24 protein-coding genes and 2 tRNA genes are annotated in these 25261 nt (G+C 71.4%); 10 read left to right on the top strand and 16 right to left on the bottom strand.

Annotation, left to right across the window (positions count from 1 at the left end):
- Nucleotides 1–3 precede the first annotated feature (3 nt).
- From IE290_RS13645 to IE290_RS38540, 4 genes are all read right to left on the bottom strand, one after another.
- Nucleotides 4–708, bottom strand: a complete 705-nt coding sequence (locus IE290_RS13645; RefSeq protein WP_191244898.1) for a phosphoadenylyl-sulfate reductase — start codon at nt 706–708, stop codon at nt 4–6.
- Nucleotides 705–875, bottom strand: a complete 171-nt coding sequence (locus tag IE290_RS13640; protein ID WP_191244897.1) for an Insertion element protein — start codon at nt 873–875, stop codon at nt 705–707. The genes IE290_RS13645 and IE290_RS13640 overlap by 4 nt, the downstream gene beginning before the upstream one ends.
- Nucleotides 872–2572 (bottom strand): nitrite/sulfite reductase, encoded by a 1701-nt coding sequence (locus IE290_RS13635; protein WP_191244896.1) that lies wholly within the window; start codon nt 2570–2572, stop codon nt 872–874. The genes IE290_RS13640 and IE290_RS13635 overlap by 4 nt, the downstream gene beginning before the upstream one ends.
- 132 nt (nt 2573–2704) lie before the next feature.
- Nucleotides 2705–2776 (bottom strand): putative leader peptide, encoded by a 72-nt coding sequence (locus IE290_RS38540; protein ID WP_354708697.1) that lies wholly within the window; start codon nt 2774–2776, stop codon nt 2705–2707.
- Nucleotides 2777–2933: 157 nt separating this feature from the next.
- Between IE290_RS38540 and hemW the strand changes: the two genes are divergently transcribed.
- Complete coding sequence (gene hemW / locus IE290_RS13630) at nt 2934–4118, top strand: radical SAM family heme chaperone HemW (protein WP_191245166.1); 1185 nt, start codon at nt 2934–2936, stop codon at nt 4116–4118.
- Between the two features lie 128 nt (nt 4119–4246).
- Complete coding sequence (locus IE290_RS13625; protein ID WP_229874460.1) at nt 4247–4717, top strand: GNAT family N-acetyltransferase; 471 nt, start codon at nt 4247–4249, stop codon at nt 4715–4717.
- Here the strand turns inward: IE290_RS13625 and IE290_RS13620 are convergent.
- Entirely contained in the window at nt 4701–5171 is a 471-nt protein-coding gene (locus IE290_RS13620) for a MarR family winged helix-turn-helix transcriptional regulator (RefSeq protein ID WP_191244895.1), read from the bottom strand. The two genes, IE290_RS13625 and IE290_RS13620, sit on opposite strands and share 17 nt — an antisense overlap.
- Before the next feature lie 86 nt (nt 5172–5257).
- On the opposite strand from IE290_RS13620, the gene IE290_RS13615 reads away from it, so the two are divergent.
- From IE290_RS13615 to IE290_RS13585, 7 genes are all read left to right on the top strand, one after another.
- On the top strand, nt 5258–5899 hold the full coding sequence (locus IE290_RS13615; RefSeq protein ID WP_191244894.1) for an FMN-dependent NADH-azoreductase: 642 nt from the start codon (nt 5258–5260) through the stop codon (nt 5897–5899).
- A gap of 79 nt (nt 5900–5978) precedes the next feature.
- Nucleotides 5979–6473: a SigE family RNA polymerase sigma factor gene (locus IE290_RS13610; RefSeq protein ID WP_191244893.1), complete on the top strand. Its 495-nt coding sequence runs from the start codon at nt 5979–5981 to the stop codon at nt 6471–6473.
- Between the two features lie 11 nt (nt 6474–6484).
- On the top strand, nt 6485–7363 hold the full coding sequence (locus IE290_RS13605; RefSeq protein ID WP_191244892.1) for a hypothetical protein: 879 nt from the start codon (nt 6485–6487) through the stop codon (nt 7361–7363).
- Nucleotides 7364–7703: 340 nt separating this feature from the next.
- Nucleotides 7704–8516: a siderophore-interacting protein gene (locus IE290_RS13600; protein ID WP_191244891.1), complete on the top strand. Its 813-nt coding sequence runs from the start codon at nt 7704–7706 to the stop codon at nt 8514–8516.
- Between the two features lie 1064 nt (nt 8517–9580).
- Nucleotides 9581–9656, top strand: a tRNA-Gly gene (locus tag IE290_RS13595).
- A gap of 1 nt (nt 9657) precedes the next feature.
- Nucleotides 9658–9732, top strand: a tRNA-Val gene (locus IE290_RS13590).
- 59 nt (nt 9733–9791) lie between these two features.
- Entirely contained in the window at nt 9792–10982 is a 1191-nt protein-coding gene (locus tag IE290_RS13585) for a cytochrome P450 (RefSeq protein ID WP_191244890.1), read from the top strand.
- A gap of 590 nt (nt 10983–11572) precedes the next feature.
- Here IE290_RS13585 and IE290_RS13580 read toward each other — a convergent pair.
- From IE290_RS13580 to IE290_RS13560, 5 genes are read right to left on the bottom strand one after another with little or no spacing between them, the layout of a single operon-like run.
- Nucleotides 11573–13114 carry an FAD-dependent oxidoreductase gene (locus tag IE290_RS13580; protein ID WP_191244889.1) on the bottom strand — a complete coding sequence of 514 codons (1542 nt, stop codon included), beginning with the start codon at nt 13112–13114 and terminating at the stop codon, nt 11573–11575.
- A gap of 11 nt (nt 13115–13125) precedes the next feature.
- Nucleotides 13126–13947, bottom strand: a complete 822-nt coding sequence (locus IE290_RS13575) for a carbohydrate ABC transporter permease (protein WP_191244888.1) — start codon at nt 13945–13947, stop codon at nt 13126–13128.
- On the bottom strand, nt 13940–14827 hold the full coding sequence (locus IE290_RS13570) for a carbohydrate ABC transporter permease (RefSeq protein WP_229874459.1): 888 nt from the start codon (nt 14825–14827) through the stop codon (nt 13940–13942). Before IE290_RS13570 ends, IE290_RS13575 begins: the two co-directional genes overlap by 8 nt.
- Before the next feature lie 9 nt (nt 14828–14836).
- On the bottom strand, nt 14837–16120 hold the full coding sequence (locus IE290_RS13565; RefSeq protein WP_191244887.1) for an ABC transporter substrate-binding protein: 1284 nt from the start codon (nt 16118–16120) through the stop codon (nt 14837–14839).
- A gap of 27 nt (nt 16121–16147) precedes the next feature.
- Nucleotides 16148–17140 carry a LacI family DNA-binding transcriptional regulator gene (locus IE290_RS13560; protein ID WP_191244886.1) on the bottom strand — a complete coding sequence of 331 codons (993 nt, stop codon included), beginning with the start codon at nt 17138–17140 and terminating at the stop codon, nt 16148–16150.
- A 60-nt stretch (nt 17141–17200) separates the two neighbouring features.
- On the opposite strand from IE290_RS13560, the gene IE290_RS13555 reads away from it, so the two are divergent.
- Nucleotides 17201–18433: a serine hydrolase domain-containing protein gene (locus IE290_RS13555; protein ID WP_191244885.1), complete on the top strand. Its 1233-nt coding sequence runs from the start codon at nt 17201–17203 to the stop codon at nt 18431–18433.
- On the opposite strand, the gene IE290_RS13550 is transcribed toward IE290_RS13555, so the two are convergent.
- From IE290_RS13550 to IE290_RS13525, 6 genes are all read right to left on the bottom strand, one after another.
- Nucleotides 18415–19350 (bottom strand): helix-turn-helix domain-containing protein, encoded by a 936-nt coding sequence (locus tag IE290_RS13550; protein ID WP_191244884.1) that lies wholly within the window; start codon nt 19348–19350, stop codon nt 18415–18417. The two genes, IE290_RS13555 and IE290_RS13550, sit on opposite strands and share 19 nt — an antisense overlap.
- 12 nt (nt 19351–19362) lie before the next feature.
- Complete coding sequence (locus tag IE290_RS13545) at nt 19363–20331, bottom strand: alpha/beta hydrolase (protein ID WP_191244883.1); 969 nt, start codon at nt 20329–20331, stop codon at nt 19363–19365.
- A gap of 92 nt (nt 20332–20423) precedes the next feature.
- Nucleotides 20424–21419 carry a TIGR03842 family LLM class F420-dependent oxidoreductase gene (locus tag IE290_RS13540; RefSeq protein ID WP_191244882.1) on the bottom strand — a complete coding sequence of 332 codons (996 nt, stop codon included), beginning with the start codon at nt 21417–21419 and terminating at the stop codon, nt 20424–20426.
- Between the two features lie 10 nt (nt 21420–21429).
- Nucleotides 21430–22815 carry a dihydropyrimidinase gene (gene hydA / locus IE290_RS13535; RefSeq protein ID WP_191244881.1) on the bottom strand — a complete coding sequence of 462 codons (1386 nt, stop codon included), beginning with the start codon at nt 22813–22815 and terminating at the stop codon, nt 21430–21432.
- Between the two features lie 10 nt (nt 22816–22825).
- Nucleotides 22826–23668: a nitrilase-related carbon-nitrogen hydrolase gene (locus IE290_RS13530; protein WP_094008853.1), complete on the bottom strand. Its 843-nt coding sequence runs from the start codon at nt 23666–23668 to the stop codon at nt 22826–22828.
- Nucleotides 23619–25184 carry an NCS1 family nucleobase:cation symporter-1 gene (locus IE290_RS13525; RefSeq protein ID WP_191244880.1) on the bottom strand — a complete coding sequence of 522 codons (1566 nt, stop codon included), beginning with the start codon at nt 25182–25184 and terminating at the stop codon, nt 23619–23621. Before IE290_RS13525 ends, IE290_RS13530 begins: the two co-directional genes overlap by 50 nt.
- Nucleotides 25185–25261 lie beyond the last annotated feature (77 nt).

Raw genomic sequence — 25261 nt, 5'->3', positions numbered from 1 at the left:
TCCCTACGCGTGCAGGCCGCACTCGGTCTTGGACTTGCCGGCCCAGCGGCCGCTGCGCGGATCGGCGCCCGGCGCCACCTTCGCGGTGCACGGGGCGCAGCCGATCGACAGGTAGCCCTCGCCCACCAGCGGGTTCTGCAGGATGCCGTGCTCGTCGATGTAGGCGTTGAACTCCTCGTCGGTCCACGGCGCGATCGGGTTCACCTTGACCAGGCCGTTGCGGTCGTCCCAGGTGACGATCGGGGTGTTCGCCCGCGTCGGGGCGTCCACCCGGCGCACGCCGGTGACCCACGCGGAGTAGTTCGACAGCGTCTTGCGCAGCGGCACCACCTTGCGCAGGTGGCAGCACAGGTTCGGGTCCCGCTCGTGCAGCTTGGGGCCGTACTCGGCGTCCTGCTGCGCCACGGTCTGCTCGGCGGCCGCGTTGACGATCCGCACGTCCGGGTACACGGTCGCGACCGCGTCCCGGGTGCCGATCGTCTCGGCGAAGTGGTAGCCGGTCTCCAGGAACAGGACGTCCACATCGGACTTCACCTTCGTGGCGAGGTCGATGAGCACCGCGTCCTGCATGTTGGAGGCGACGATGAAGTCGTCGCCGAAGGTCTCCGCGGTCCAGCGCAGGGCCTCCAGCGCGGTCGCGTCGGCCAGCTCGGCGGACGCCTTCTCCGCCAGTGCCTTCAGTTCCTCGGTCCTCGTCGCGGTGGTCACTTGCTCGCTCCTTCCGGAAAGCGCAGCCCGATGAACTTGACGGTGAAGACCCGGCGGCACGCGCCGCACAGCCAGGCCCCTTGTTCCTCGGGACGGAGGTCCTCGTCCCCGCAGTACGGGCAGTGGAACGGGGTGGCCCGTTCCGACTGCGGTGACTCCGCTGTCATCGGAGATCGGCCTCGTCCGCGCGGGCCACCCACTGGGCGAACCGTTCGCCCTCTTCCCGCTGGCTCAGGTAGTTGCGCACGACCCGCTCGACGTAGCCGACCAGCTCGTCGCCGGTCACCTTGTGGCCACGCAGCTTCCGGCCGAACCCGGCGTCCAGGCCCAGCCCGCCGCCCAGGTGCACCTGGAAACCCTCGACCTGGTTGCCGTCGTCGTCGGTCACGATCTGGCCCTTGAGGCCGATGTCCGCGGTCTGGATGCGGGCGCACGAGTTCGGGCAGCCGTTGAGGTGCACCGAGACCGGGTTCTCCACCTGGTCCTGGATGTCGGCCAGCCGCTCCTCGAGCGCGGTCACCAGATCCTTGGCGCGCTGCTTGGTCTCGACGATCGCGAGCTTGCAGAACTCGATGCCGGTGCAGGCCATCACGCCGCGCCGCCACGGGCTCGGCTGCGTGGGCAGGCCCAGCTCGGCCAGCTCCGCCTGCAGGCCCGGCACGTCCTCCTCGGCCACATCGAGCACGAGCAGCTTCTGCAGCGGGGTGAGCCGCACGCGGTTGGAACCGGCGCGCTCGGCTGCCTTGGCCACCTTGACCAGGGTCGAGCCGGACACCCGGCCACCGACCGGCGCGGCGCCGACGTAGAACTTGCCGTCCTTCTGCTTGTGCACGCCCACGTGGTCGCGCTGCACCGCGGGAGCCTCGGGCGCGGGGCCGTCGATCAGCTTCCGCTTCAGGTACTCGGATTCGAGAACATCCCGGAATTTTTCCGCACCCCAGTCCTTGACCAGGAACTTCAGCCGGGCCCGCGAGCGCAGCCGCCGGTAACCGTAGTCGCGGAAGATGCTGATGACGCCTTCCCAGACCTCGGGCACCTCGTCGAGCGGCACCCAGGCGCCCAGCCGCTGGGCGATCATCGGGTTGGTGGACAGGCCGCCGCCGACCTGCACGTCGAACCCGGGGCCGTGTTCGGGGTGCACGACGCCGACGAAGGCGACGTCGTGGATCTCGTGGGCCACGTCCGGCAGACCGGACACCGCGGTCTTGAACTTGCGCGGCAGGTTCGCGTACTCCGGCTTGCCGAGGTAGCGGCGCTTGATCTCGTCGAGCGCCGGGGTGCCGTCGATGACCTCGTCCTCGGCGATCCCGGCGACCGGGGAGCCGAGCATGACGCGCGGGCTGTCGCCGCACGCGGTCATCGTGGTCAGGCCGACGCCCTCGAGCTTCTCCCAGATCGTGGGCATGTCCTCGATCCGGATCCAGTGGTACTGGACGTTCTGCCGGTCGGTGATGTCGGCGGTGTCGCGCGCGTAGGTCTGCGAGATCTCGCCGATGACCGCGAGCTGCTCGGTGGTCAGGGCGCCGCCGTCGATGCGGACGCGGAGCATGAAGTACTCGTCGTCCAGCTCCTCCGGCTCCAGCGTCGCCGTGCGGCCGCCGTCGATCCCGGGCTTGCGCTGGGTGTAGAGGCCGTACCAGCGGAACCGGCCGCGCAGGTCGCCCGGGTCGATCGAGTCGAAGCCGCCGCGCGCGTAGATGTTTTCGATGCGCGATCGAACGTTGAGCGGGTGGTCGTCCTTCTTCGAGCGCTCGTTCGGGTTCAGCGGCTCCCGGTAGCCGAGGGCCCACTGGCCCTCACCACGACGCTGCCGGGCGCGCGGGGTTCGGGCGGCGGCAGGGTTGTCGCGCGTCGGCGAAGCCATGTTCGAGTCCTTCCGGGGCTCTCGCGAAGGCGCCGCGCACACGGATATGCCCTGGTCAAGCCCATGGTGAGGGGATTGGCAGTCCGCGGCGTGACGGCGCCCGCTGGTCCTAGCTGGGTGGCGGTGGCGGCGTCAGTTCGTCTCGCGGCACAGGGCACTGGCGACACGCCGGAAGTCGACGTGGCGACGCACCACGAGGAGCACTCCGGCATAAGTCACCACAACAGCGTGCCACGCTGCTCACGATGTGGTCCAGCCCGCACCGGATGCTGGGATACGCATCACGCTGAAAAAATCTACGGCACGCCGGCGCGCGGAGTGGATCAGGGACACTGGAGTCGTGAGTGAGACTTCCGCGCCGGTGGCGTTCGCGCTGCCGGAGCACGCGCTGGCCGGGCTGGGGACGCGGCCCTTCGGCGTCTACGTGCACGTGCCCTTCTGCGCGACCCGTTGCGGGTACTGCGACTTCAACACCTACACCGCCGGTGAGCTGGGCACGAGCGCCTCGCCCGAGTCGTGGCTGGAGGGCCTGCGGCGCGAGCTGGACCTGGGCGCGCGGGCGCTGGGGAACGCGCCGGCGGCCGAGACGGTGTTCGTCGGCGGCGGCACCCCGTCGCTGCTGGGCGCCTCCGGGCTGGCCGACGTGCTCGACGCGGTGCGCGACGCGTTCGGCCTGGCACCGGGAGCCGAGGTCACGACGGAGTCGAACCCGGAGTCGACCTCCCCGGAGTTCTTTTCGGGCATTCGCGAGGCCGGGTACACGCGCATCTCGCTGGGGATGCAGTCGGCGGCCCCGCACGTGCTGCGGATCCTCGACCGCACCCACACGCCCGGCCGCCCGGTGGCCGCCGCCAAGGAGGCGCGGGCCTCGGGGTTCGAGCACGTGAACCTGGACGTCATCTACGGCACGCCGGGGGAGCGGACCGCCGACCTGCGTGCCTCGCTGGACGCGGTGCTCGAGGCCGGGGTCGACCACGTGTCCGCGTACTCGCTGATCGTCGAGGACGGCACCGCGCTGGCCCGGCGTGTGCGGCGCGGTGAGCTGCCCGCGCCGGACGAGGACGTGCTGGCGGCGGACTACGAGCTGATCGACTCGGTCCTCTCGGCGGCGGGGCTGGCCTGGTACGAGGTGTCGAACTGGGCGGCGTCGGAGGCGGCCGCGTGCCGGCACAACCTGGGCTACTGGCGCGGCGGCAACTGGTGGGGCGCGGGGCCGGGGGCGCACAGCCACGTCGGCGGGGTGCGGTGGTGGAACGTGAAGCACCCGGCCAAGTACGCCTCGGCGCTGGCCGCCGGAGGTTCGCCCGAGGCCGATCGCGAAGTGCTCACGCCCGAGGAGCAGGCGTTCGAGCGGATCATGCTCGAGCTGCGGCTGGCCGAGGGGCTCCCGCTGTCCGCGCTGGACGCCGCCGGGGTGCGCGAGGCCGAGGCCGCGGTGGCGGAGGGGCTGCTGGACGCCGTCGCGTTCGCGGACAAGGGGCGCTGCGTGCTCACCTTCCCGGGACGCCTGCTGGCCGACGGGCTCGTGCGGCGCCTGGCTTCCTGAAAATTCGCTCGCCGAGATCATCGCGGCGCTGCTAGCTTTCGCGGCACCTGGTGACTTCGGGAGGTCGAGGGATATGGCTGTCAGCGGCCGACCTTCGCCTGCCCGTTTCCTCTCACCAGGAGTTCCCCTTGTTCTCGAGTACTGATCGTCTGCTGCTGCGCCCGTGGACTTCCGCCGAGGCCGCCGCCGTCCGCGCGGGTGACCGCCGGCCGGACTGGGCCGCCGACTTCCCCGCCGAAGGGGACGTCGTGATCGCCGGGCTGCTCGCCGAACGCCCGGACTGGCTCACCGAGTTCGGGCACCACCTGATCGTCGAACGGGCCAGTGGGCTCGTCGTGGGTTCGATCGGCCTGTTCTGGCCGCCCGAGGACGGCGTCGTGGAGATCGGCTACGGCATCGTGCCCAGCCGCCGCGGACGCCGCTACGCCGCGGAGGCGACGGTGGCGCTGACCCGGTTCGCGCTCACCTCGCCGGCGGTGCGCAGCGTGTCCGCCCAGGTGGAGCACACCAACCCGGCGTCGGTGCGGGTGCTGGAAGCGGCCGGCTTCACGTGCGTCTCCGACGACGGGGACGTGCTCCGCTTCAGCAGTCGCGCGTGACCTCGGTGCAGATCGGCTCCTCGCCGTTGCTCGCGGTCTGCAGCAGGCGGTAGAGGGTCTCGCGCTGGTCGTGGTCGAGGGCGCAGAACACCTCGTCCTCCACCGCGGCCAGCGCGAACTCCGCGTTGGCCAGCGTCTTCGCGCCGGCCTCGGTCAGGGAGACCGTGTGCCGCCTGCGGTCTTCCGGTGACCGCCGCCGCTCGACCAGCTGCTCCCGCTCCAGGTCGTTGAGCAGGCCGACGACGTTCGTCCCGTCCATCTCCAGCGTGCTCGCGAGCGTCTGCTGGGAAATCCCGCCCCGGTCTCGCACGAGGGTCAGCACCAGCAGGTGCCGCGGCCGCAGGCCCAGCGGTTCCAGCACCGTCTCCGAGCGCAGCCGCAACCGGCGCGCCAGGTGGTCGATCAACGCGCCGACCCGGTGCGTGGGCTGGTTCACAACCGGCAGGGAGGCCACCTCCCCACTGTACCCACCTGCGTCGGCAATCGGTGTGCTATAGATAGTTTGCGTAGCATAAATCGATTTTGAAGGGTCAATCACTGATGACGCATCTACTGCACATCGACTCGAGCATCCGCGGCGAGGAGTCCGTCAGCCGGAAGCTGACCGCGCGAGCGGCGGCGGCCTGGCGCGCCGCGCACCCGGGCGGCACGGTCACCTACCGCGACCTGGCGAGGAACCCGGTGCCGCACCTCGGCGAAGCCGGCAACACGGCGCGGGTGCTGCCCCGCGAGCAGCACACGGCGGCCCAGGCCGAGTCCTGGGCGCTGATGGAGGAGGTGATCGGCGAGATCAAGGCCGCCGACACCGTCCTGCTGGGCCTGCCGCTCTACAACTACGGCGCGCCGAGCGAGGTGAAGGCCTGGGTCGACCACCTGGTCGTGCCGGGGCTGGCGTTCGACCTGGAGACGCACGAGGGGCTGCTCGGCGGCCGCGACTTCGTGGTGATCGCCAGCCGCGGCGGTGGCTACGGCCCGGGGACGCCGCGCGAGGGCTGGGACCATGCCGAGGCGTGGCTGCCGCACGGTCTGTCCCTGACCGGTCTCCAGCCGCGTGTGATCACGGCCGAGCTGACGCTGGCACCGGAGAACCCGGCCATGGCCGAGCTGATCCCGCTGTTCGAGCAGAGCGTCGCCGCCGCCGAGGAGGAGATCGACGCCCTGTGGGTGCGTGCCGCGGCCTGAGGGTGTGACCCGGATCGCACTACGGCGAAAAGTGCGATCCGGGTGCAACCGCCGCGCGGGGTGCGGGCATCTGCTGTTCGTGCACTTCGACGACTTCGCCCGCGAGCAGCTGCCGGGGCTGGTGCGGTTCGCGGCGGTCCTGACCGGGGACCCGGACCTGGCGCAGGACCTCGTGCAGGAGGCGCTGGTGCGGGCCCACGAGAAGTGGGCCAGGGTCGCCGAGACCGACCGGCCGGACCTGTACCTGCGGAAGATGGTCGTCAACGGGCACCTGTCGTGGCGGCGCCGGTGGTACCAGCGGGCGGTGCGGCCGGTGGCGGACCCGACGTGGTTCCGTGAACCGCACGCCGCCGACCCGGCCGGCCGGATCGCCGACGGCGCGCAGCTGAAGGAGCTGCTGTCGGGGCTGAGCCGGTCGCAGCAGGCCGCCATCGTGCTCCGGTTCTACGAAGACCGGGACGACGACGAGATCGCCGCGGTCCTGGGGTGCGCGGTGGGAACCGTGCGCAGCCACATCTCCCGCGGCCTGTCCGTGCTGCGGGTCCGCCTTGGCGACGAGATGGAGGTGGCCTGACCATGTCCGACATGCGGAAACTGAGGGAAGCGCTGAAGACGCGGGAAGCGCTCGCCCCCGATCCGGACGCCGTGCTCACCGGGGCGCACGGCCGGATCCGGCGACGGCGCACCCAGCGGCGGGTGGCCGGCGCGGCGGCCGTGGTGGCGGTGGTGATCGCCGGGGCCGGCGCCGGGATGAGCCTGTTGCGCCCCTCCGACGAGCCGGCGTCGATCGAAGCCGCGGCCGGGGCGGCCGACCTTCCGGTGCCGGCGCCGGCGCTGCCGTTCACGGTGGACGAGCTGCCCGCCGGGCTCGAACTGAGCAGCTGGACCGTCTCCGGCACCACGGCGAGCGGCCGCTACGAGGGGTACTACGGCGCGTTCATGGAAATCATGGTCACCGACGCCACGCCGGACACCGCCGCGACGGGCACCGTGACGTACTTGAGCGGCGACGCGATGCAGACCCAGCTCGGGATCGCGCCCGGCAAAGTGGTCACGGTCCTGACGGGGAAAGGTGAGTTCCCGGATGAGCGGCTGCTGGAGGTCGCGAAAACGGTCCGGCTGGTGCCGACGCCGGTGCGTTCGATGCTGCGCACGCTGCGGGCGCCGGCGGGGGTGACGGTGCGGCAGTGGAGTCGCAGCGCGGATTCGGAGTACCTGATGCTGTGCCCGGCCGAGGTGCCGGTGAAGTTGCCGGCCCGTGTGGACGGGCGGTGCTACCAGGTCTCGGTGACCGCCGGCAGGCCGGTCGCGCCCACCACGACCAGGGCGCCGCAGTCGGTGCCGCTGCCGCTGAACAGGACGGTGCGGCGGCTCCTCAACGGCGGCACGGTGCTCACGGTGAGCACGGAGCTGGGCGCGGAGGCGGTGCTCGAGGCGATCTCCGAATCCGCGGTGGGCAGCTGACCGGTGCGGTGGTCCGCACCAGATCGTGACGTACAGCGGCGGGCGGAAGCGCGGTGCGTTCGCCGCGGTGGATCCGTTGTGCGGCAAGGTGGTCAGGGGCCAGTACGCCGTCCGCGGAGTGACTGGCGTTGGCAGCGAGCTCGTGCCGGCGCCGCGAGGCGCTCGAAGGTCAGCCTCACCCCGCTGCCGCGAACCTGGGGCTGTGCAGTGCGATTCGCGGGGCGCCTTCCTGGATACCCCGGGTGGGATCGCCGGTCCGGCCGAAGACGATCGCCGGTTACTCCGGTTGGGATTAGGGTAGCCTAACCGCACACGTGCCGAACGGAGTGAGGAGCGGCGTATGGCAGGCAAGTCCCGGCCGGCGGTCCGGTTGCGGGTGCTGCGCACCCAGCGGCTGACGCCGCACATGATCCGCATCGTCGCCGGCGGGCCCGGGTTGGCCGGCTTCCAGCCGAACGAGTTCGCCGACGCGTATGTGAAGATGCTGTTCCCGCGGGAGGGTGTGGAGTACCCGGCGCCGTTCGACATGGGTGTCATCCGCGCCGAGATGCCGCGCGAGCAGTGGCCGGTGATGCGGACCTACACCGTGCGCTACTACGACCCGCGCGCCGGGGAGCTGGCGCTGGATTTCGTGCACCACGGCGACGAGGGACTCGGCGGCCCGTGGGCGGCGGCCGCGCAGCCGGGGGACGAGCTGCTGCTGACCGGGCCGGGCGGGGCCTACGCGCCGGGCGAGGAGGCGGACTGGCACCTGCTGGTCGGCGACGAGAGCGCCCTGCCGGCGATCGCGGTGGCGCTGGAGATGATGCCGGCGGGCGTGCCGGTGCGGGTGTTCATCGAGGTGGCGGACCCGGCGGAGGAGCAGCCACTCGCCACCAAGGGCGACGCGCAGATCCGGTGGCTGCACCGCTCCGCCGGAGACGATTTGGTAGCCGCGGTGCGTGGCCTGGAGTTCCTGCCCGGGACGGTGCAGGCCTTCGTCCACGGCGAGGCCGGTTTCGTGAAGGAGCTGCGCCGGTACCTGCTCGGTGAGCGCGGCGTGCGGAAGGACCTGCTGTCGATCTCGGGCTACTGGCGCCGGGGCAAGACGGACGAGGAGTGGCGAGCCGAAAAGGCGGCGGAGCGCGCGGCCGAGGAGGCTGCGGCGCGCTGAGCGCCGGTGGGGAGGCTGCGGCGCTGGGGAGGCTGTGGCGGGCGCTGAGGTGCGGCGCGCTGAGGTGCGGCGCGCTGAGGGCGCCGCCGGGGAGGGCGCCGCGCGCTGCGCGCCGTTGGGGAAGCTGCGGCGTGCTGAGGGCGCGGTGCGCTGAGGGCGGCGGCTCGCGCGCTGCGCGCCGCTGGCGGGCTGCGCACGCTGAGGTGCCGCTGGGAGGCTGCCGTGTGCTGAGGGCGCCGCCGGGGAGGGCGCCGCGCTCTGCGCGCCGGTGGGGAAGCTGCGGCGCGCTGAGGCCGCGGCGTGCTGAGGGCGCGGTGCTGGGGAGGGCACGGTGCTGGGGAGGGCACGGCTCGCGCGCTGCGCGCCGCTGGCGGGCTGCCCACGCTGAGGTGCCGCTGGAGCTTGCGGTGCGCTGAGGGCGCCGCCGGGGAGGGCGCCGCGCTCTGCGCGCCGGTGGGGAAGTTGCGGCGCGCTCTGAGCGCCGGTGGGGAAGTTGCGGCGCGCTCTGAACGCCGGTGGGGAGCTGCCGTGCGCTGAGGCTGCGGTGCGCTGAGGGTGCGGCGCTGGGGAGGGCGCGGCTCGCGCGCTGCGCGCCGCTGGCGGGCTGCGCACGCTGAGGGTGCCGCTGGGGAGGCTGCGGTGCGCTGAGCGGGCCGCGGGCCGGGCAGCTTGTGCTGCAGGCGCCCTGAGTGTCGCGGGGCGTTGGTGCTGCGGGCATCAGGGGTGCCGTGAGGCGCGCCGCGGAGGCGCGGGTGCTGCGACCCGTCCCGCCCACTGCTGGGGCGCGCGGCTGCGCCGCGGATGTTGGGGGGCGCGGGGCGTTGTGCCGCGGGTGGTGGAGTGCCGCGGGTGCTGGAGTGCCGCGGGTGGTGGAGTGCCGCAGGTGCTGGAAGTGCCGCGAGGTGCGGAGTTGTGTGGCGGGGGCCGGCGAACGGGTGTGTGCGCCCGTTCGATTCCTTGTACCCGAGGTGACCGCTGGTTGCGAGTCGTTACGGCGGGTGGTTGCGGAGCCGTTCGGGGCATCGGTTATTGTCTTTTCGGTGGCGGGCCACGGCGCGCCCCACGCGGACGTAGCGCAGCTGGTAGCGCATCACCTTGCCAAGGTGAGGGTCGCGGGTTCGAATCCCGTCGTCCGCTCCATGCGCGATTAGCTCAGCGGGAGAGCGCTACCTTGACACGGTAGAGGTCACTGGTTCAATCCCAGTATCGCGCACCACCTCCTCCTCGAAACCGTCCTGAACGCGCCCTGAAACCGGCCCTCCGCAGGCTGTCCTCATGCGACAGGACGAACTCACCTCGATGCCCACCGCACGCCCGGCGGGCTGCCCCTTCGATCCGCCCGCGGAACTCGGCGAAATCCGGTCCCGGCAACCGCTGGTGCGCATGGACTACCCGGACGGCCACCGCGGCTGGCTGGTCACCGGGCACGCCCAGGCCCGCGCCGTGCTGGGGGACTCCCGGTTCAGCTCCCGGTACGAGCTCATGCACTACCCGCTCCCGGGCCTGACCGGCGACGTGCCGCCGGCGCCGGTCGGCGACCTCACCGGCATTGACGCGCCCGAGCACACCCGCTACCGCAAACTGCTCGCCGGGAAGTTCACCGTCCGCCGGATGCGGCTGCTCACCGCGCGCGTCGAAGAAGTCGCCGCGGAGCACCTGGACGCCATGGCGCAGCACGGGCCATCGGTGGACCTGGTCGAGGCGTACGCGCATCCCGTGCCGGCGGTGATGATCTGCGAGCTGCTCGGCGTGCCCTACACCGACCGCGAGTTCTTCCAGCGTCAGGTCGCCGCGTTCATGGACGCGAAGACCCCGCCCGAGGAGCAGTACGCCGCCTACGGCGCCCTGCACAACTACCTGCGCGACCTGGTGCGGGCCAAACGCGCCGAGCCCACCGACGACGTGCTCGGCGACCTGACCACGAGCGACCTCACCGACGACGAGCTGTCCGGCATCGGCGCGTTCCTGCTGGGCGCCGGTCTGGACACCACCGCCAACATGATCGCGTTGGGTGCGTTCGCCCTGCTGAGCCACCCCGGCCAGCTCGCCGCGCTCCGCGACGATCCGGGCCTGGCGGACAGCGCGGTCGAGGAGCTGCTCCGCTACCTGACCATCGCCCACACCGGGGTGCGCGCGGCTCTGGAGGACGTCGAGCTGGACGGTCAGGTGATCAAGGCGGGCGAGTCGGTCACCATCGCCGCGCACGCGGCCAACCGCGACCCGGAGCGGTTCCCTGACCCGGACTCGCTCGACCTGCGCCGTCACGCCGCCGGGCACCTCGCGTTCGGGCACGGCATCCACCAATGCCTGGGACAGCAGCTCGCGCGTGTCGAGATGCGGGTCGCGATCCCGGCGCTGTTCGCCCGGTTCCCGACGTTGCGCCTGGCCATCCCGGCGGAGGAGGTGCCGTTGCGGCACGACATGACCATCTACGGCGTGCACCGGCTCCCGGTCGCGTGGCACTGAGCAGCGGCACCGTGGTCGGCCACGGGTGCGTCGCTGTTGGCTGCACTCGATAGGCGCCTCCTAGCGGTGGGGGGTGGGTTGGTGGTGGCGGGGTTGGGTGGTGCGGTGGGCGGCGGGCGGATCGTGGTGGTGTCGGTCGGATGGCATGGGAGTGGGCGGGGGCCGGTGGCGGCGCAGGGTCGGTGCGGTGGACGGCGGGTGGATGGTGGTGTGGGTGGGATGGCGTAGGGGTGGGTCCGGTGGCGGTGCAGGGGTTGGTGAGGTGGTGTCGCAGGGGTGGGTGCGGGGTTGGGTCTGGTGGCGGTGGGGTTGGTGAGGGGTGCCGCAGGGGGAGGTGCGGGGTTGGGTCGGTCGTGATTCAGAAGTAGGTGAGGGGTGGCGGGGTTGCCGTCGGTTTGGGTGTGGGGTGCGGCCCGCGTATCGGGCGGTCCGCGCGGCGGGGACGGGTTGTGAGTTCGCCCGGGGCGCCGGATCTGCTCGGTGGGTCTGGCGAGTGAGCCTTTCTGTCCTTTGTGGCTTCGTTCTGCCGACCAGTCTAGGAGCCCGAAACCCGCCCCACATCTACCGAAAGACAGATTTTCGAGAAACCCCTACCGCACCACCCCGCGCACCAGTTCCGGCCACTCCAGCGGCACTCCGAGCTTCGCCAGCAGGGCCTGGAAATCCGCGAACAAACTAGACCGCGCCCGCACCGCTCGCGGGGGCACCCCTCGCTCCAGTGCGAACGCCGCCAGCGCTCCCGCGGCCTCGCCGGTGTTCCACTCCACCGGGTGCAGCCGGTAGCACCCGTTGGTCACGTGGGTCACCCCGAGGCACTTGCCGCCGGCCAGCAGGTTCTCCAGCCGCACCGGCAACAGCGCGCCGAGCGGGATCTGGAACGGGTGGCAGGCGATGTCCAGATACCCCCGGCCGCCGGTGCTCGGGTGCAGGTCGATCCGGTAGCAGCCCACCCCGACGCTGTCGGCGAACTGCTCGGCCTGCCCGATCCCGGCACGTGCCTCCACGCCGACGTGCTGCTCCAGCACCGTGAACTCGGCCCGGATGCGGCGGCTCTCCCGCACGTACGGGGCGAGCGCCAACCCATCCGCCGTGCCCAGCGGCTCCCCGGCCAGCCGCAGACCCGGATAACCCGCCTCGGTCTGCAGCCAGTGCACGAAGGACAATGTCAGCGACCGCGCTTGCGCCAGCCGCGCCGCCCGCTCCTCCGGCGCCACCCCGGTCACCGGCGCCAGCCAGTAGTCGATCTGCGGCCAGTTCACCAGCGTCACATCCGGCCGCGGCGGGTCCCACAACCGTCCACTCCGGATCCGCCGGAACCGCCACAGGTCCTGCCCCTCACCGAACAACGGACGGCGCAGCGGCTCGCCCGTCTCCGGCTCCTGCGTCGTCCACCCCAGCTGCGGCCCCGGCCAGAACGGCGCCCGGTAATCCCGCCAGAAGTCGTAGTCGTCGGGCCGCGGCACGACGTGCGAGCCGTCCGGGTCCCACTCCAGCGCCGCGCACCAGGTCAGCGCCTGCTGGTCGAACGGATCAGCCGGGCCGTCCAGCGCGTGCGGCTCACCCGTCTCGTCCGCGCTCTCCGAGCCGAGCACGTGCTCACACCCGGCCAGCGGCAGCACGTCGCCCTCTTCGGTCGCGTCGATCACGTACGACGCGCTCAGCGACACCACACCTTCCGCCGACGCGAACGCCACCGCGTCCACCCGGTCGCCCGTCGTGGCCGCGCCCACCGGCGTGTGGTGGTACCGGATCTCCAGATTTCCCGCGCGCACCAGCGGCGCCAGCAACTCGTCCAGCACCTCGGCGACGACCACCGGCTCCGCGCACAACGCGCTCACCCAGCCCTCGCCCGGGTTCAGCTCCCGCACCGCACGCGCCGAAGCACTCAGCCGGGGGTCCGCGCGGTACCGGTCACGCACCCGCGACCGCATCAGCCGGTAGGACCGCGTGCTGCCGAACGTCTCGACCCACGCGTTTTCGTCCGGTGGCACCGCCTGCGTGGTCAGCTGGCCGCCGAGCCGCCCGGTCGCCTCGGTCAGCACCACCCGGCGGCCGAGCATCGCCGCCGACAGGGCCGCGGCCACCCCGCCGCAGCCGCCACCGACCACCAGCACGTCGCAGTCGGAACCCATCGCCCTCCCTCTCACTTCACGCCCGTCTGGGCGAGGCTCTCGGTGATCTGCCGCCGCGCCACCAGGTACGCGATCACCAGCGGCACGGTCGAGATCGCCGTCGCGGCCATCTGCGGTCCCCACAACGGGTTGCCGCTGGTGTCGGTGAGCGCCGTCAGCGCGAGCGGCACCGTGTACAGCTCGCTGCGGTTGACGAACACCAGCGGCTCCAGGAACGAGTTCCAGCTGTACAGGAACGCGATGATGCCGATCGTGCCGAGCATCGGACGGGTCAACGGCAGGATCAGGATCAGGAGGATCCGCGCCCGGCCCATCCCGTCGATCATCGCCGCCTCCTCCAGCTCGACCGGGATCGACTGGATGAACTGGCGCATCAGGAAGATCCCGGTGACCCCGGTCGCGCCGAACACCGGCAGCGCCAGCAGCGGGACGTGCGTGTCGGCCAGCCCGAGGTCCTTCATCAGCGTGAAGTTCGGGATCAGCGTGACCTCGACCGGCAGCATCAGCGCGCTCAGGAACAGGAAGAAGATCACGTTGCGCCCGGGGAACCGCAGCCGCGCGAACGCGTAGCCGGACAGCAGCGACAGCGCGCACGTGAAGAGCGCGACCAGCACGGCGATGTACAGGCTGTTGTAGATCTGCCGCGCGAACGGCTGGAACGTGAAGACGTCCCGGATGTTGTCCAACGTGACGTCGCGGGGGATGAGCTGGGGCGGGGACGCGAGCACGTCGCCGGGCAGCTTCAGCGCGCTGGCGATCATCCACAGGAACGGGAAAACCAGCGGCACCGACAGGACCACGAGGAACGCGTACCGCAGGACACGACTATTCACTGTGCACCCACTTCCTCCGCGCCCACCACTGCGCCGCCACCAGGAGCAGCGTCAGTCCGAAGAGGACGACGGCGATCGCGCTCGCGTATCCGGTCCGGAACAGCTGGAACGCCTGCTCGTACAGGTAGTAGGCGAGCACCGACGTCGCGTGTGCCGGGCCGCCGTGCGTCATCAGCTGGATGTAGTCGAAGACCTGGAACGACCCGATGAACGTGATCAGCACGACCACCAGCGTCGTCGGCGCGATCAGCGGCAGCACGATGTGGCGAGTCACCCGCCATTCGCTCGCGCCGTCCAGCCGCGCGGCCTCCAGGGTCTCCGACGGCATGTTCCGCAGCGCGGCGAGGAAGATCACCGCCTTCAGCCCGACCGTCTTCAACGCCGCCACCACGGTCACCGCCACCAGCGACGGCTGGGCCTCGAACAGCCAGTTGGGCCCGGTGATCCCGAACACCGACAGGACTTCGTTGACGCCGCCGCCCTTGCCCTGCAACAGGAACCGCCACACCAGCGCCCACGCCGCCTGCGAGGTGATCACGGACAGGAAGGCGAGCGTGAGGAACACCTCGGCCCCCGGCGGGCGCCGGTACAGCACGAGCGCGAGCCCGAGCGACAACCCGACGTTGATCGCCACGAGCCCGAGGGCGAACACCCCGGTGACCGCCAGCGAATGCCAGAACGTGGCGTCCTCGGTGAGCAGCTCGCGGTAGTTCTCCCATCCGGCGGGTTTCGACACGCCGGAGCGCAGGTCCGTGTGCGTGAACGACAGGACCACGATGGACACCAGCGGGACCAGCACGAACAGGATGAACCCGATCATCTGCGGGGTGATGAGCAGGTAACCGGTCAGCGTCTCGCGGACGCGGCGCCGTGCGACCACGACCTCCCCCTAACTCTTCTCGCGCAGCAACGGGCCGACTTCGCCGCACAGTTCGGACAGGGCCGCCGGCACGTTCGCGCCGGGTGACCACAGCTCGTCGAACACCGGTTGCGCCGCGGTCTTGATCTCCGGCCACGTCCGCGGGTACTGGAACGCCTGTCCCTCGGTGATGCCCGGCACCAGGATGTTCGTGACGGCCTCCGGCGGCAGCGCGTTCCCGGCGTAGACCCGCGTGGCGTCGGCGAGCACGGACTGGCGCGGGGGCGGGAAGAACCGGGCCAGGTCACGCATCGAACGTTCGCTGGTGAGGAACTTCAGGAACTCGATCGCCAGGTCCCGGTGCGGCGCCTGCTGGAACACCACCAGCCCGGCCTGCCCGGTCACCTGCGGCTGCCCACCGGGGCCGGCGGGCAGCGGCGCGAAGCCGTACTGGAACTTCGCGCCCTTCAGCTGCGACAACCGGGAGAGCTGGGTGATCGTCACGGCCGCGTTGCCGGCGTAGAAATCGGCCTGCGCGCCCGGTGGTACTGCGGTGCCGTCGGTGAAGGCCATGCGGTGCAGCGTTTCGATGGCCCGCGCGGCCTCCGGCGAGTCCATTGTGCACTCCTCGCTGGAAGCGAACCGCGCGCCGTAGGCCCGCAGCAGCGGGTCCAGCGTCGGCCACGACACCGGCAGCGGCCCGTACAGGCTCCCTTCGTTGCTCTGGAACACATAGCTGCCACCCGGCAACGTCGGCTGCAGCTCGCGCGCGAGGCCGGCCAGCCGGTCCCACGTCCACTCACCGCGCGCGGCCAGTGCCGCGGGATCCGGCAGACCGGCCCTGGCGAAGAAGTCCCGGTTGTAGACGACGAAGAACGGGCTGGTGGAGAACGGCACCCCGTACACCGCGTCCCCGTTCTGCCAGTTCGTGAACGCGCTCGGCACGAAGTCGCCCAGCCGGTAGGCGGGGTCGGCGCGCAGGGCGGGCCCGACGTCGGCGAGCACCTCGGTGGCGGCCATGCCGACCGCGTCCGGCGCGCCCAGCCAGCCGAGGTCCGGCGGGTCACCACCGGCCAGGCGGACGGACACCTTCGTCGTGTAGTCGGCCTGCGGCACGGTCTGGATCCGCACCGGCGTGCCGCCGTGCTGGGCGGAGAACTCCCCGGCGAGCCGGTTGAGCAGGCCGAGCTGTTCCTGGTTGGACGTCCAGACGGTCATGGTGACCGTGTCGGCGCCGGCGCGGTCGCCGATCCCGCAGGCCGCGGTCAGCGCGACCGCGGAGACGGCGAACAGGCGCCCCCATCGCTTTCTCATGCAACCTCTCCGTTGGGGTCGGCAGGGTCAGGCGCGGGTGAGCGTGGTCCCCTCGTGCTGGGGGCAGTCGACGGTGCTGATCGTGTCGCCGTCGCCTTCCACCGCGGCCAGCAGCTGCTCCAGCGCGCGGCGCCCGACCAGGCGGCCGGGAATGCCGTAGCCCGACCAGTGCTCGTCCGCGTCCTCCTCGGAGATCCCGGCGACGGCGATCGGCAGGTCGGCGGCCACGTTCCGCATCGCCTCGGCGTAGTCGACGTTCTCGGCGACCACGGCGGTGACCCCGCTTTCGCGCAGTTCCCGCACGAACGCGGGGGAGATCTCGTCGAGCTTGGGGAAGGACGACGACACCACGAGATCACCGTCGCGCAGCCCGGCGAGCCGGTCGGCCGTCGCGGGCAGACCGGAATTGGCGCCCACGTACCGCACCTCGCGGTGACCGAGCGCGGCGATCCGGCCGGCCAGCACGCGCCCCGCGCCCCGGTAGTCCGGCGACACGTTGGGCACCTCGCGCCCGTCGTCGAGGAACCGCCGCCCGATGAACACGAACGGGTACCGCTCGTCCACCAGCTGCTCCAGGTCGGCGGGGATCTCGTCGCGCCCGAGCAGCACGGCGCCGTCCACCAAGCGCAGCTTGTTCTCGCCGCCGGCGTAGATGCTGCGCACCGGCCCGGACATCGCGGCGCTGGTGAACAGCAGCAGGTCGTTGCCGGACTCCTCGGCGGCTTCCTCGATGCCCAGCAGGAACGGGTGGTAGAGGCTGCGCTGCGCGGTGCCGAACACGCGCTCGTAGGTGAAGATCCCGAGCAGCTGGCTGCGCCCCTTCGCCAGGCGCCGCGCGAGCGGATCGGCGCGGTAGCCCATCTCCCGGGCGATGTCGAGCACCCGCCGCCGGGTCTCCTCCGGGATGGTCGTCGCCTTGTCGCGCAGGATCAGCGACACCGCCGCCTGGGTGACCCCGGCGCGGCGCGCGATGTCCGCCTGCGAGACCCGGCGTGGCCTGCCGGGCTCAGTTATGCGCATAACTAAACGATGTCAGCCGTGGATCTGGTCTGTCAAGCCCGGCTGGAGTAGAACCAGATCATGGCAACGGAGCTGAAGGTGGACACCGACCCCGCCGAGGTGGGGTTCGACGCGCGGCGGCTGGACCGCATCGACGAGCACTTCGCCCGGTACGTCGACGACGGGTTGCTGCCCGGGTACCTGACCGTCGTCGCGCGGCGGGGGAAGGTCGCCTACCTCGCGCGGCGCGGCCACCGGGACGTCGAAGCGGGCCTGCCGGTCGAGGTGGACACGCGCTGGCGCATCTTCTCGATGACCAAGCCGATCACGTCCGTCGCCGCGATGATCCTGTACGAGGAGGGCGCGTTCGAGCTGACCGACCCGATCGCGCGCTGGCTGCCGGAGTTCGCCGAGCCGCGCGTGTACGTCAAGGGCTCGGCGCTCAAGCCGGTCACCGAACCGGCCACCGAGCCGATCCGCGTGTGGCACCTGCTCACCCACACCGCCGGGCTCACGTACGGGTTCCACCACGCGCATCCGGTCGACGCGATCTACCGCGCGCACGGCTTCGAGTGGGGGACCCCGCCCGGCGCCGACCTCGCCGAGTGCACGCGGCGGTGGGCCGAGCTGCCGCTGGTCTTCCAGCCGGGCGCGGAGTGGAACTACTCGGTCGCCACTGACGTTCTCGGCCGGCTCGTCGAAGTCGTGTCCGGGCAGCCCCTCGACGAGTTCTTCGCTCAGCGCATTTTCGAGCCGCTGGGCATGGGCAGCACCGGCTTCGCCACCGACTCCACCGAGAAGTTCGCGGCGCTGTACGTGCCGGATCCCAGCACGCGCAAGGCCGTCCGCAACGACGCTTTCGGCCGGAGTGGATTGGCGAAACCCGCGTGCCTGTCCGGTGGCGGCGGGCTGGTGTCCACCGCGGCCGACTACCACCGGTTCACCCAGTTCCTGCTGGGCGGCGGCGAACTCGACGGCGTCCGGCTGCTCGGCCCGCGCACGGTCGGCCTGATGGCGAGCAACCACCTGCCCGGCGGCGTGGACCTGGAGGCCTACGGCCGTCCGCTGTTCGCTGAAATGCCCTTCCACGGCTTCGGGTTCGGGCTCGGGTTCTCCGTCCTGGAGGATCCGGTGAAGGCGAAAACCCTGTCCAGCAAGGGCGAATACGCCTGGGGTGGCGCGGCGAGCACGGCGTTCTGGGTCGATCTGGCCGAGGAGATCACGGCGCTGTTCTTCACGCAGCTGCTGCCGTCGAACACCCACCCGCTCCGGCAGTACCTGCGGCAGTTGGTGTATCAGGCGGTCGTCGGCTGACGGTGCAGCCGCCGCAGCGCCAGCGCGAGCTGCAACCGCAGGCGTCCGGACGGCTCGTGCACCGACCAGCCCAGCAGCGTTTTCGCGTGGGCCAGCCGGTCCTGCAACGTCGAGTGGTGCACGGTCAGCGCGGCGGCCGCCGCGCGCAGGCTCGCGCTGGTGGCGACGGCGTCGAGCGTGGCGAGCATCCAGGGGGCCGACGCGGCCGCGCGCTCCAGGGCCCGCACGTCCGGCACGGGTTCACTGCCCGGCCCGACGGCCTCGGCGAGCACCGCCAGCCCGCCCAGTTCGTCGAACCGGACCACGCGCGGGCCCGGATCCTCCGACGTGCCTTCGGCGGTGAAGCGCAACGCCGTCCGTGCCGCGGCCAGCGACGCGGGCAGGTCCAGTACGGGCACCACGGGGCCGATTCCCGCGCGGGCACCGGCCGGCGCGGTGATCATCACGCCCGTGGTCCCGTCGGCGTAGGCGATGGCGCGGGCGGTCTTCGACAGGCCCAGCCGGCGCGCCGCCTTCTGCCGCGCCTCCGGTGACGCCGTGTCGTCCAGCACGATCTCGACCGGCTCGGGCACGCGGTCGCGCTCCAGCACGAGCCGGATCGCGGCGGCGGCGCGTTCCAGGATCATCGCGTCCACGGCGGAGGGCGGGCCCGGCCGTTCCAGCCACAACCCGCCCATCCCGGGCCAGTCCGGGTCGAGCGCACCGTCCGCGGCCGTCCGCCGTCCGTCCGCCGTCACCCGCACCCAGTGCCCGGGCACGTCCAGCCGGGCGGGGCAGGACGCGAGCGTCGCCGCTCCGCGGACCAGCGCTTCCAGCCCCGCGTGCCCGTCGACGAGGCGGTCGAAGTAGGCGATCACCTTGACCGCGGCGCCCGCCTCCGGGTCGAGTGCGGCCAGCCGCCCTGCCAGCTCTCTCACGCGTCCATGGTGTCACTCCGCGAGGATCCGGCGCAGCCACCGGAGCCGGGTGGCGCGGGCCTCCTGGGAGAGCACGGCCTGCGGCGCGAACGCGTCGAAACCGTGGTAGCCGCCCGGCCACACGTGCAGCTCGGCCGCGCCGCCCGCGAGCCAGATGCGCTGGGCGTAGTCGACGTCCTCGTCGCGGAACGACTCGGCCGAGCCGACGTCGATGTACGCCGGCGGGAGCCCGGACAGGTCGCTGGCGCGCGCGGGCGCGGCGTAGGGGGAGACGTCCGGGCCGCCGCGCGCCTCACCCAGCAGGGCCGTCCAGCCGGTCTCGTTCGACGTGCGGTCCCACACGCCGAGCCCCTTCATCTGGTGGGTGGACGGGGTCTCGTTGCGGTCGTCGAGCATGGGCGCGATCAGCAGCTGACCCGCCAGCCGCGGTCCGCCGCGGTCCCGGGCCATCAGGGCGACGGCCGCGCCCAGGCCACCGCCCGCGCTGCCGCCGGCCACGACCAGCCGCGCCGGGTCGATGCCCAGCTCTTCGGCGTGCTCGTGGGTCCACCGCAGCCCGGCGTAGCAGTCCTCGACCGGCACCGGATGCGGGTGCTCGGGCGCCAGCCGGTACTCCACCGACACCACGACGAGCCCCAGCTCGACCGCCCAGTCCAGCGGCTCCTCGATCCCGACCCGGTTGGTGCCCACGATCATGCCGCCGCCGTGGATCCAGAAGATCCCCGGGGCCGGCGTCCGCAGGCCCACGGGCCGGGCGACCAGCACGGACACCTCGTCCGAAACCCGCCGGTCCACCATCTCGAGCAGCCCGTCCCGGCTCAGCTCCTCGTCGGAGAGCAGGCGCGCGCTCCTGGCCTCGCGCAGCGCGGGGATCATGTCCGCGGTGATCGCCGGCGGGACCTCCTCGGCGATGACGGCGAGCATGGCCGCGGCTTCGGGGTCGAACGCGGGCGGCGGGCCGTACGGGGTGCTGGTGGTCATCGGGCCTCCTGGAATCACCACAGTGTGGACCCCCATGGTCACCCGCCAGGCAGGCGCCGGGTGGCGGATGTTGCCCGCCACCCGGCGGGTGCCTACCCGAGCTTGCCGATGATCTCCTCGCCGTAGGCGTGCAGGGTCTGTTCGCGCTGGTCGTGCATCAGGTACACGGCGAACTGGTCGACCCCCAGCGCGGCCAGTTCCTGCAGCCGGGCGACGTGCGCACCGGGTGGTCCGGTCAGGCAGAACCGGTCGACGATCTCGTCCGGGACGAAGTCGGTCGACGGGTTGCCCGCCTTGCCGTGGTGGGCGTAGTCGTAGCCCTGCCGCTCGCGGATGTAGTCGGTCAGCTCGTGCGGCACCGGGCCGGACTCGCCGTAGCGGGCGACCAGGTCGGCGACGTGGTTGCCGACCATCCCGCCGAACCACCGCAGCTGGTCCCGCTGGTGCGGCAGGTCGTCCCCGACGTAGGCGGGTGCGGCGACGCAGATCGTGATGCCCGCCGGGTCCCGTCCCGCCGCCCGCGCCGCCTCCCGGACCGAGCCGATGGTCCACTCCGCGATCGCCGGGTCGGCGCACTGCAGGATGAACCCGTCGGCGTGCTCGCCGGCCAGCCGCAGCGCCTTCGGCCCGTAGCCCGCCATCCACATCTCCAGCCGCCCGCCGCGCACCCACGGGATCCGCACCGGGGTGTCGCCGAGCACGACCTCCCGGCCCTCGGCCAGCTCCTTGATCGCGTGCATCGCCTCCCGGACCGTGGCCAAAGTGGACGGACGCTTGCCGATCACCCGGTGCGCCGAGTCGCCGCGCCCGATCCCGCACACCGTGCGGTTGCCGAACATGTCGTTCAGCGTGGCGAACAGCGACGCGAGCACCGACCAGTCCCGGGTGCCCGGGCTGGTCACCATCGGCCCGACCGTCATCGCCGAGGTGGCGGCCAGGATCTGCGAGTAGATGACGAACGGCTCCTGCCACAGCACCACGGAGTCGAAGGTCCAGCCGTAGCCGAACCCGCAGTCCTCCGCGGCCTTCATCAGCCGGATCACCTCGCGCGCGGGCGGATCCGTCTGCAGCACCACACCGAAGTCCATGACCGGCTCCCTAGTTCAGGTACTGGCACAGGTCGCGGGAGAGGAACTTCCCGTGCCCGGCGCTGCCGGAGAACCCGGACGGCGACACGATCACCTTGCCGCGCGAGAGCACGGTCTCGACCTTGCCGGTGATCTCGAAGCCCTCGTACGCCGAGTAGTCCACGTTCATGTGGTGCGTCTCGACGGACAGCGTCTGCTTCGCCGCCGGGTCGTAGACCACGATGTCGGCGTCCGAGCCGGGCGCGATCACACCCTTGCGCGGGTACAGGCCGAACATCCGCGCCGGGGTCGTCGAGCAAGCCTCGACCCACCGGCCGAGTGAGATCTCGCCGGCCACCACTCCCTGGTGCAGCAGGTCCATCCGGTGCTCGACCCCCGGCATCCCGTTGGGGATCTTGGAGAAGTCCCCGCGGCCGAGTTCCTTCTGGTCCTTGAAGCAGAACGGGCAGTGGTCGGTCGACACCACGCTCAGATCGTTCGTGCGCAGGCCCCGCCACAGGTCGCCCTGGTGCCACTTCTCCCGCAGCGGCGGGGAAGCCACGTACTTCGCGCCCTCGAAGTCCGGCTTGGCGAGGTCCTCGATGGACAGGTACAGGTACTGCGGGCAGGTCTCGGCGAACACGTTCTGGCCCGTGTTCCGCGCTTCCGCGACCGCCGCAAGCGCTTGCGACGCCGACAGGTGCACGATGTAGAGCGGCGCGCCGGTCACCTGCGCGAGCCGGATCGCCCGCGAGGTCGCCTCGCCCTCCAGCTCCGGCGGCCGGGTCAGCCCGTGCTGCACCGGATCACCCTTGCCCGCGGCGAGAGCCTGCGCGACCAGCTGGTCGATCGCGATGCCGTTCTCCGCGTGCATCATGATCGTGGCGCCGGTCTCGGTTGCCTGCTGCATCGCGCGCAGGATTTCGCCGTCGGTGGAGTAGAACACGCCCGGGTAGGCCATGAACATCTTGAAGCTGGACACCCCGGCGTCGATGCAGGTCTGCATCTCCTTGAGCGTGGTGTCGTTGACGTCGGACAGGATCATGTGGAACCCGTAGTCGACGGCGCAGTTGCCGTCGGCCTTCTCGTGCCACTTGTCCAGCGTCGGCTGCAGCGTCGATCCCTTGGGCTGCACCGCGAAATCGATGATCGTGGTGGTGCCGCCCCACGCCGCGGCGATGGTTCCGGTTTCGAAGGTGTCGTGGGAGAACGTGCCGCCGAACGGCATCTCCATGTGGGTGTGGGCGTCGATGCCGCCGGGCATGACGTACTTCCCGGTCGCGTCGATCACCTCGTCCGCGGTGTCGAACAGCCCGGGCGCGGCGACGGCGGCGATCGTCTCGCCCTCGACGAGCACGTCCGCGCGGCTCGCCCCGGTGGTGGACAGCACGGTGCCGCCCTTGATCAGCGTGCGCATGCGTTCTCCCTCAGGGCGCCACGAGCGGGTCGTAGGAGTCGGGGCGGCGGTCGCGGTAGAACTGCCAGAGGTTGCGCACCTCGGACAGCTTGTCCATGTCCAGGTCCCGCACCACGACCTCGTCCTCGGTGTCGGAGGCGGCGTCGCCGACCAGCTCGCCGCGCGGGTCCACGAAGTAGGTCTGGCCGTAGAAGTCGTTGTCACCCAGCGGTTCCACGCCGACCCGGTTGATCGCGCCGACGTAGTACTCGTTCGCCACAGCCGCGGCCGGCTGCTCGAGCCGCCACAGGTACTGCGACAGGCCGCGGCTGGTCGCCGACGGGTTGAACACGATCTTCGCCCCGGCCAGGCCGAGCGCGCGCCAGCCCTCCGGGAAGTGCCGGTCGTAGCAGATGTAGACGCCGATCCTGCCGACCGCGGTGTCGAACACCGGGTAGCCGGTGTTACCGGGCCGGAAGTAGAACTTCTCCCAGAAGCCCTTGACCTGCGGGATGTGGTTCTTCCGGTACTTGCCCAGGTAGCGGCCGTCGGCGTCGATCACCGCGGCGGTGTTGTAGTAGACGCCGGCCTGCTCCTCCTCGTACATCGGCGCGACGATCACGATGCCGTGCCGCTCGGCGACCTCCTGCAGCAGCTTGGTCGTCGGGCCGTCCGGGATGCCCTCGGTGTAGGAGTAGTAGTCGGCGTCCTGCACCTGGCAGAAGTACGGGCCGTAGAACAGCTCCTGCAGGCACACCACCTGCGCGCCCTGCGAGGCGGCCGTGCCGATCGCCTCGACCGCGCCGGCGATCATCGAATCCTTGTCACCCGTCCACCGCTGCTGTACCAACGCGGCTCGGACCAGACTGCTCACGGGTTTCCTCCTTCGGTTGACGGTGCGCCCACGACAGCGCGAGGTAGACGACGAAGGCGCCGACCAGACCGGCGACCCAGCTGTAGTCGTAGACGGGCTTGAGGAACGGGATCAGCCCGTCGGCGGGGAACGGGCCCTGCGAACCGGGCGCGGTGTAGGCGCCGCCGACCGCCAGCAGCCCACCCACGGCGGTGGCGACCAGCGCCCGCCAGTTCCAGCCGGCGCGGAACCAGTACCGCCCGCCCTCGGCGTAGAGCCCGGCCAGGTCCAGGTTGGTGCGCTTGACGACCCAGTACCCGGCCACCAGCACCCCGGCGACCGCGCCGAGCACGCCGCCGTAGAAACCCAGCCAGGCGAAGATGTAGATGTCGGGGTCGGAGTAGAGCTTCCACGGCATGATCACCACGCCGATCACGCCGGTGATCAGGCCGCCGACGGCGAAGGTGATCCGCTTGGGGAAGGCGTTGGAGAAGTCGTAGGACGGGCTGACCACGTTCGCCGCGAGGTTCGCCGAGATCGTGGCGAGCACCAGCGCGACCAGCGCGACCACCACCAGCGCCGGGCTGGAGAACCGGTCGGCCAGCTGCGCCGGGTCCCAGATCGCCTCGCCGTAGAGCACCTGGCCGCCGGAGGTGGTCAGGATCGCCACGATCGCGATGAACGTCATCGTGGTCGGCAGGCCGAGGACCTGGCCGCGGGCCTGTTTGCGCTGGCTGCCGCCGAAGCGGGTGAAGTCCGGCATGTTCAGCGACAGCGTCGACCAGAACGCGATCATCGCCATCAGCGACGGCGCGAAGATCTTCCAGAAGCCGGTGCCCCAGCCGAGCTTCGCGGGTTCGGACAGGATCGGGCCGAGGCCGCCCGCCTTGATGAGCACGTAGGCGAGCAGGATCAGGAACCCGGCCGACACCAGAGGCGCGGTCCAGTTCTCGAACCGCCGCACCGCCTCCATCCCGCGCCAGATGATCAGCATCTGGACCACCCAGAAGACGCCGAACGACAGCCACAGCGTCCACGGCTGGCCGCCCACCTCGGCCGCATCGCGCCACCCGGACCCGGTCAGCTTGCCGACCAGGATGTAGATCGCCTCGCCGCCGACCCAGGTCTGGATGCCGAACCAGCCGCAGGCGATGAACGCCCGCAGCAGCGCCGCGAGGTTCGCGCCCCGGATCCCGTAGAAGGCACGCGCGAACACCGGGAACGGGATCCCGTACTTGGTGCCGGCGTGGCTGTTGAGCAGCATCGGGACGAGCACGATCAGGTTGCCCAGGGTGATCGTGATCAGCGCCTGGAGCCAGTTCATCCCCAGCGCGATCAACGACGCGGCGAGCGCGTAGCTGGGAATGTTGTGCGCCATTCCCATCCACAGGGCGAAATAGTTGTAGGTGCTCCAGGTGCGCTTTTCCACCGGCACCGGAGCCAGCTCGTCGTTGTAGAACCGGCTACCACGGATCGGCGCGGTGTCGCTGAGATCCACCCGGCCGTCGGGTCGCGTGATCTGCGAGGTGGGTTCCATTGCGGAATCCTGCTCGTCCCCGGCGCGGGGGAGGCACTGTCAGAGTGTTCACCGTTGCCCGCGTCGGAACGCATTGT

The sequence above is a fragment of the Amycolatopsis deserti genome, assembly GCF_014653945.1.
Taxonomy (GTDB): Bacteria; Actinomycetota; Actinomycetes; order Mycobacteriales; family Pseudonocardiaceae; genus Amycolatopsis_E; species Amycolatopsis_E deserti.
The sequence above is the reverse complement of the archived record's forward strand: the minus strand, read 5'-3'. Positions and strand labels throughout refer to the sequence as shown.

Bases quoted from the DNA above. Each gene is read 5' to 3' on its own strand.
- IE290_RS13565 (WP_191244887.1), bottom strand. From the start codon at position 16,120: ATGAGAAAGCGATGGGGGCGCCTGTTCGCCGTCTCCGCGGTCGCGCTG.
- IE290_RS13540 (WP_191244882.1), bottom strand. From the start codon at position 21,419: ATGGACTTCGGTGTGGTGCTGCAGACGGATCCGCCCGCGCGCGAGGTG.
- IE290_RS13545 (WP_191244883.1), bottom strand. From the start codon at position 20,331: ATGACCACCAGCACCCCGTACGGCCCGCCGCCCGCGTTCGACCCCGAA.
- hydA (WP_191244881.1), bottom strand. From the start codon at position 22,815: ATGCGCACGCTGATCAAGGGCGGCACCGTGCTGTCCACCACCGGGGCG.
- IE290_RS13605 (WP_191244892.1), top strand. From the start codon at position 6,485: ATGCGGAAACTGAGGGAAGCGCTGAAGACGCGGGAAGCGCTCGCCCCC.
- IE290_RS13640 (WP_191244897.1), bottom strand. From the start codon at position 875: ATGACAGCGGAGTCACCGCAGTCGGAACGGGCCACCCCGTTCCACTGC.
- IE290_RS13580 (WP_191244889.1), bottom strand. From the start codon at position 13,114: ATGGGTTCCGACTGCGACGTGCTGGTGGTCGGTGGCGGCTGCGGCGGG.
- IE290_RS13555 (WP_191244885.1), top strand. From the start codon at position 17,201: ATGGCAACGGAGCTGAAGGTGGACACCGACCCCGCCGAGGTGGGGTTC.
- IE290_RS13615 (WP_191244894.1), top strand. From the start codon at position 5,258: ATGACGCATCTACTGCACATCGACTCGAGCATCCGCGGCGAGGAGTCC.
- IE290_RS13525 (WP_191244880.1), bottom strand. From the start codon at position 25,184: ATGGAACCCACCTCGCAGATCACGCGACCCGACGGCCGGGTGGATCTC.
- IE290_RS13635 (WP_191244896.1), bottom strand. From the start codon at position 2,572: ATGGCTTCGCCGACGCGCGACAACCCTGCCGCCGCCCGAACCCCGCGC.
- IE290_RS13560 (WP_191244886.1), bottom strand. From the start codon at position 17,140: ATGCGCATAACTGAGCCCGGCAGGCCACGCCGGGTCTCGCAGGCGGAC.
- IE290_RS13600 (WP_191244891.1), top strand. From the start codon at position 7,704: ATGGCAGGCAAGTCCCGGCCGGCGGTCCGGTTGCGGGTGCTGCGCACC.
- IE290_RS13585 (WP_191244890.1), top strand. From the start codon at position 9,792: ATGCGACAGGACGAACTCACCTCGATGCCCACCGCACGCCCGGCGGGC.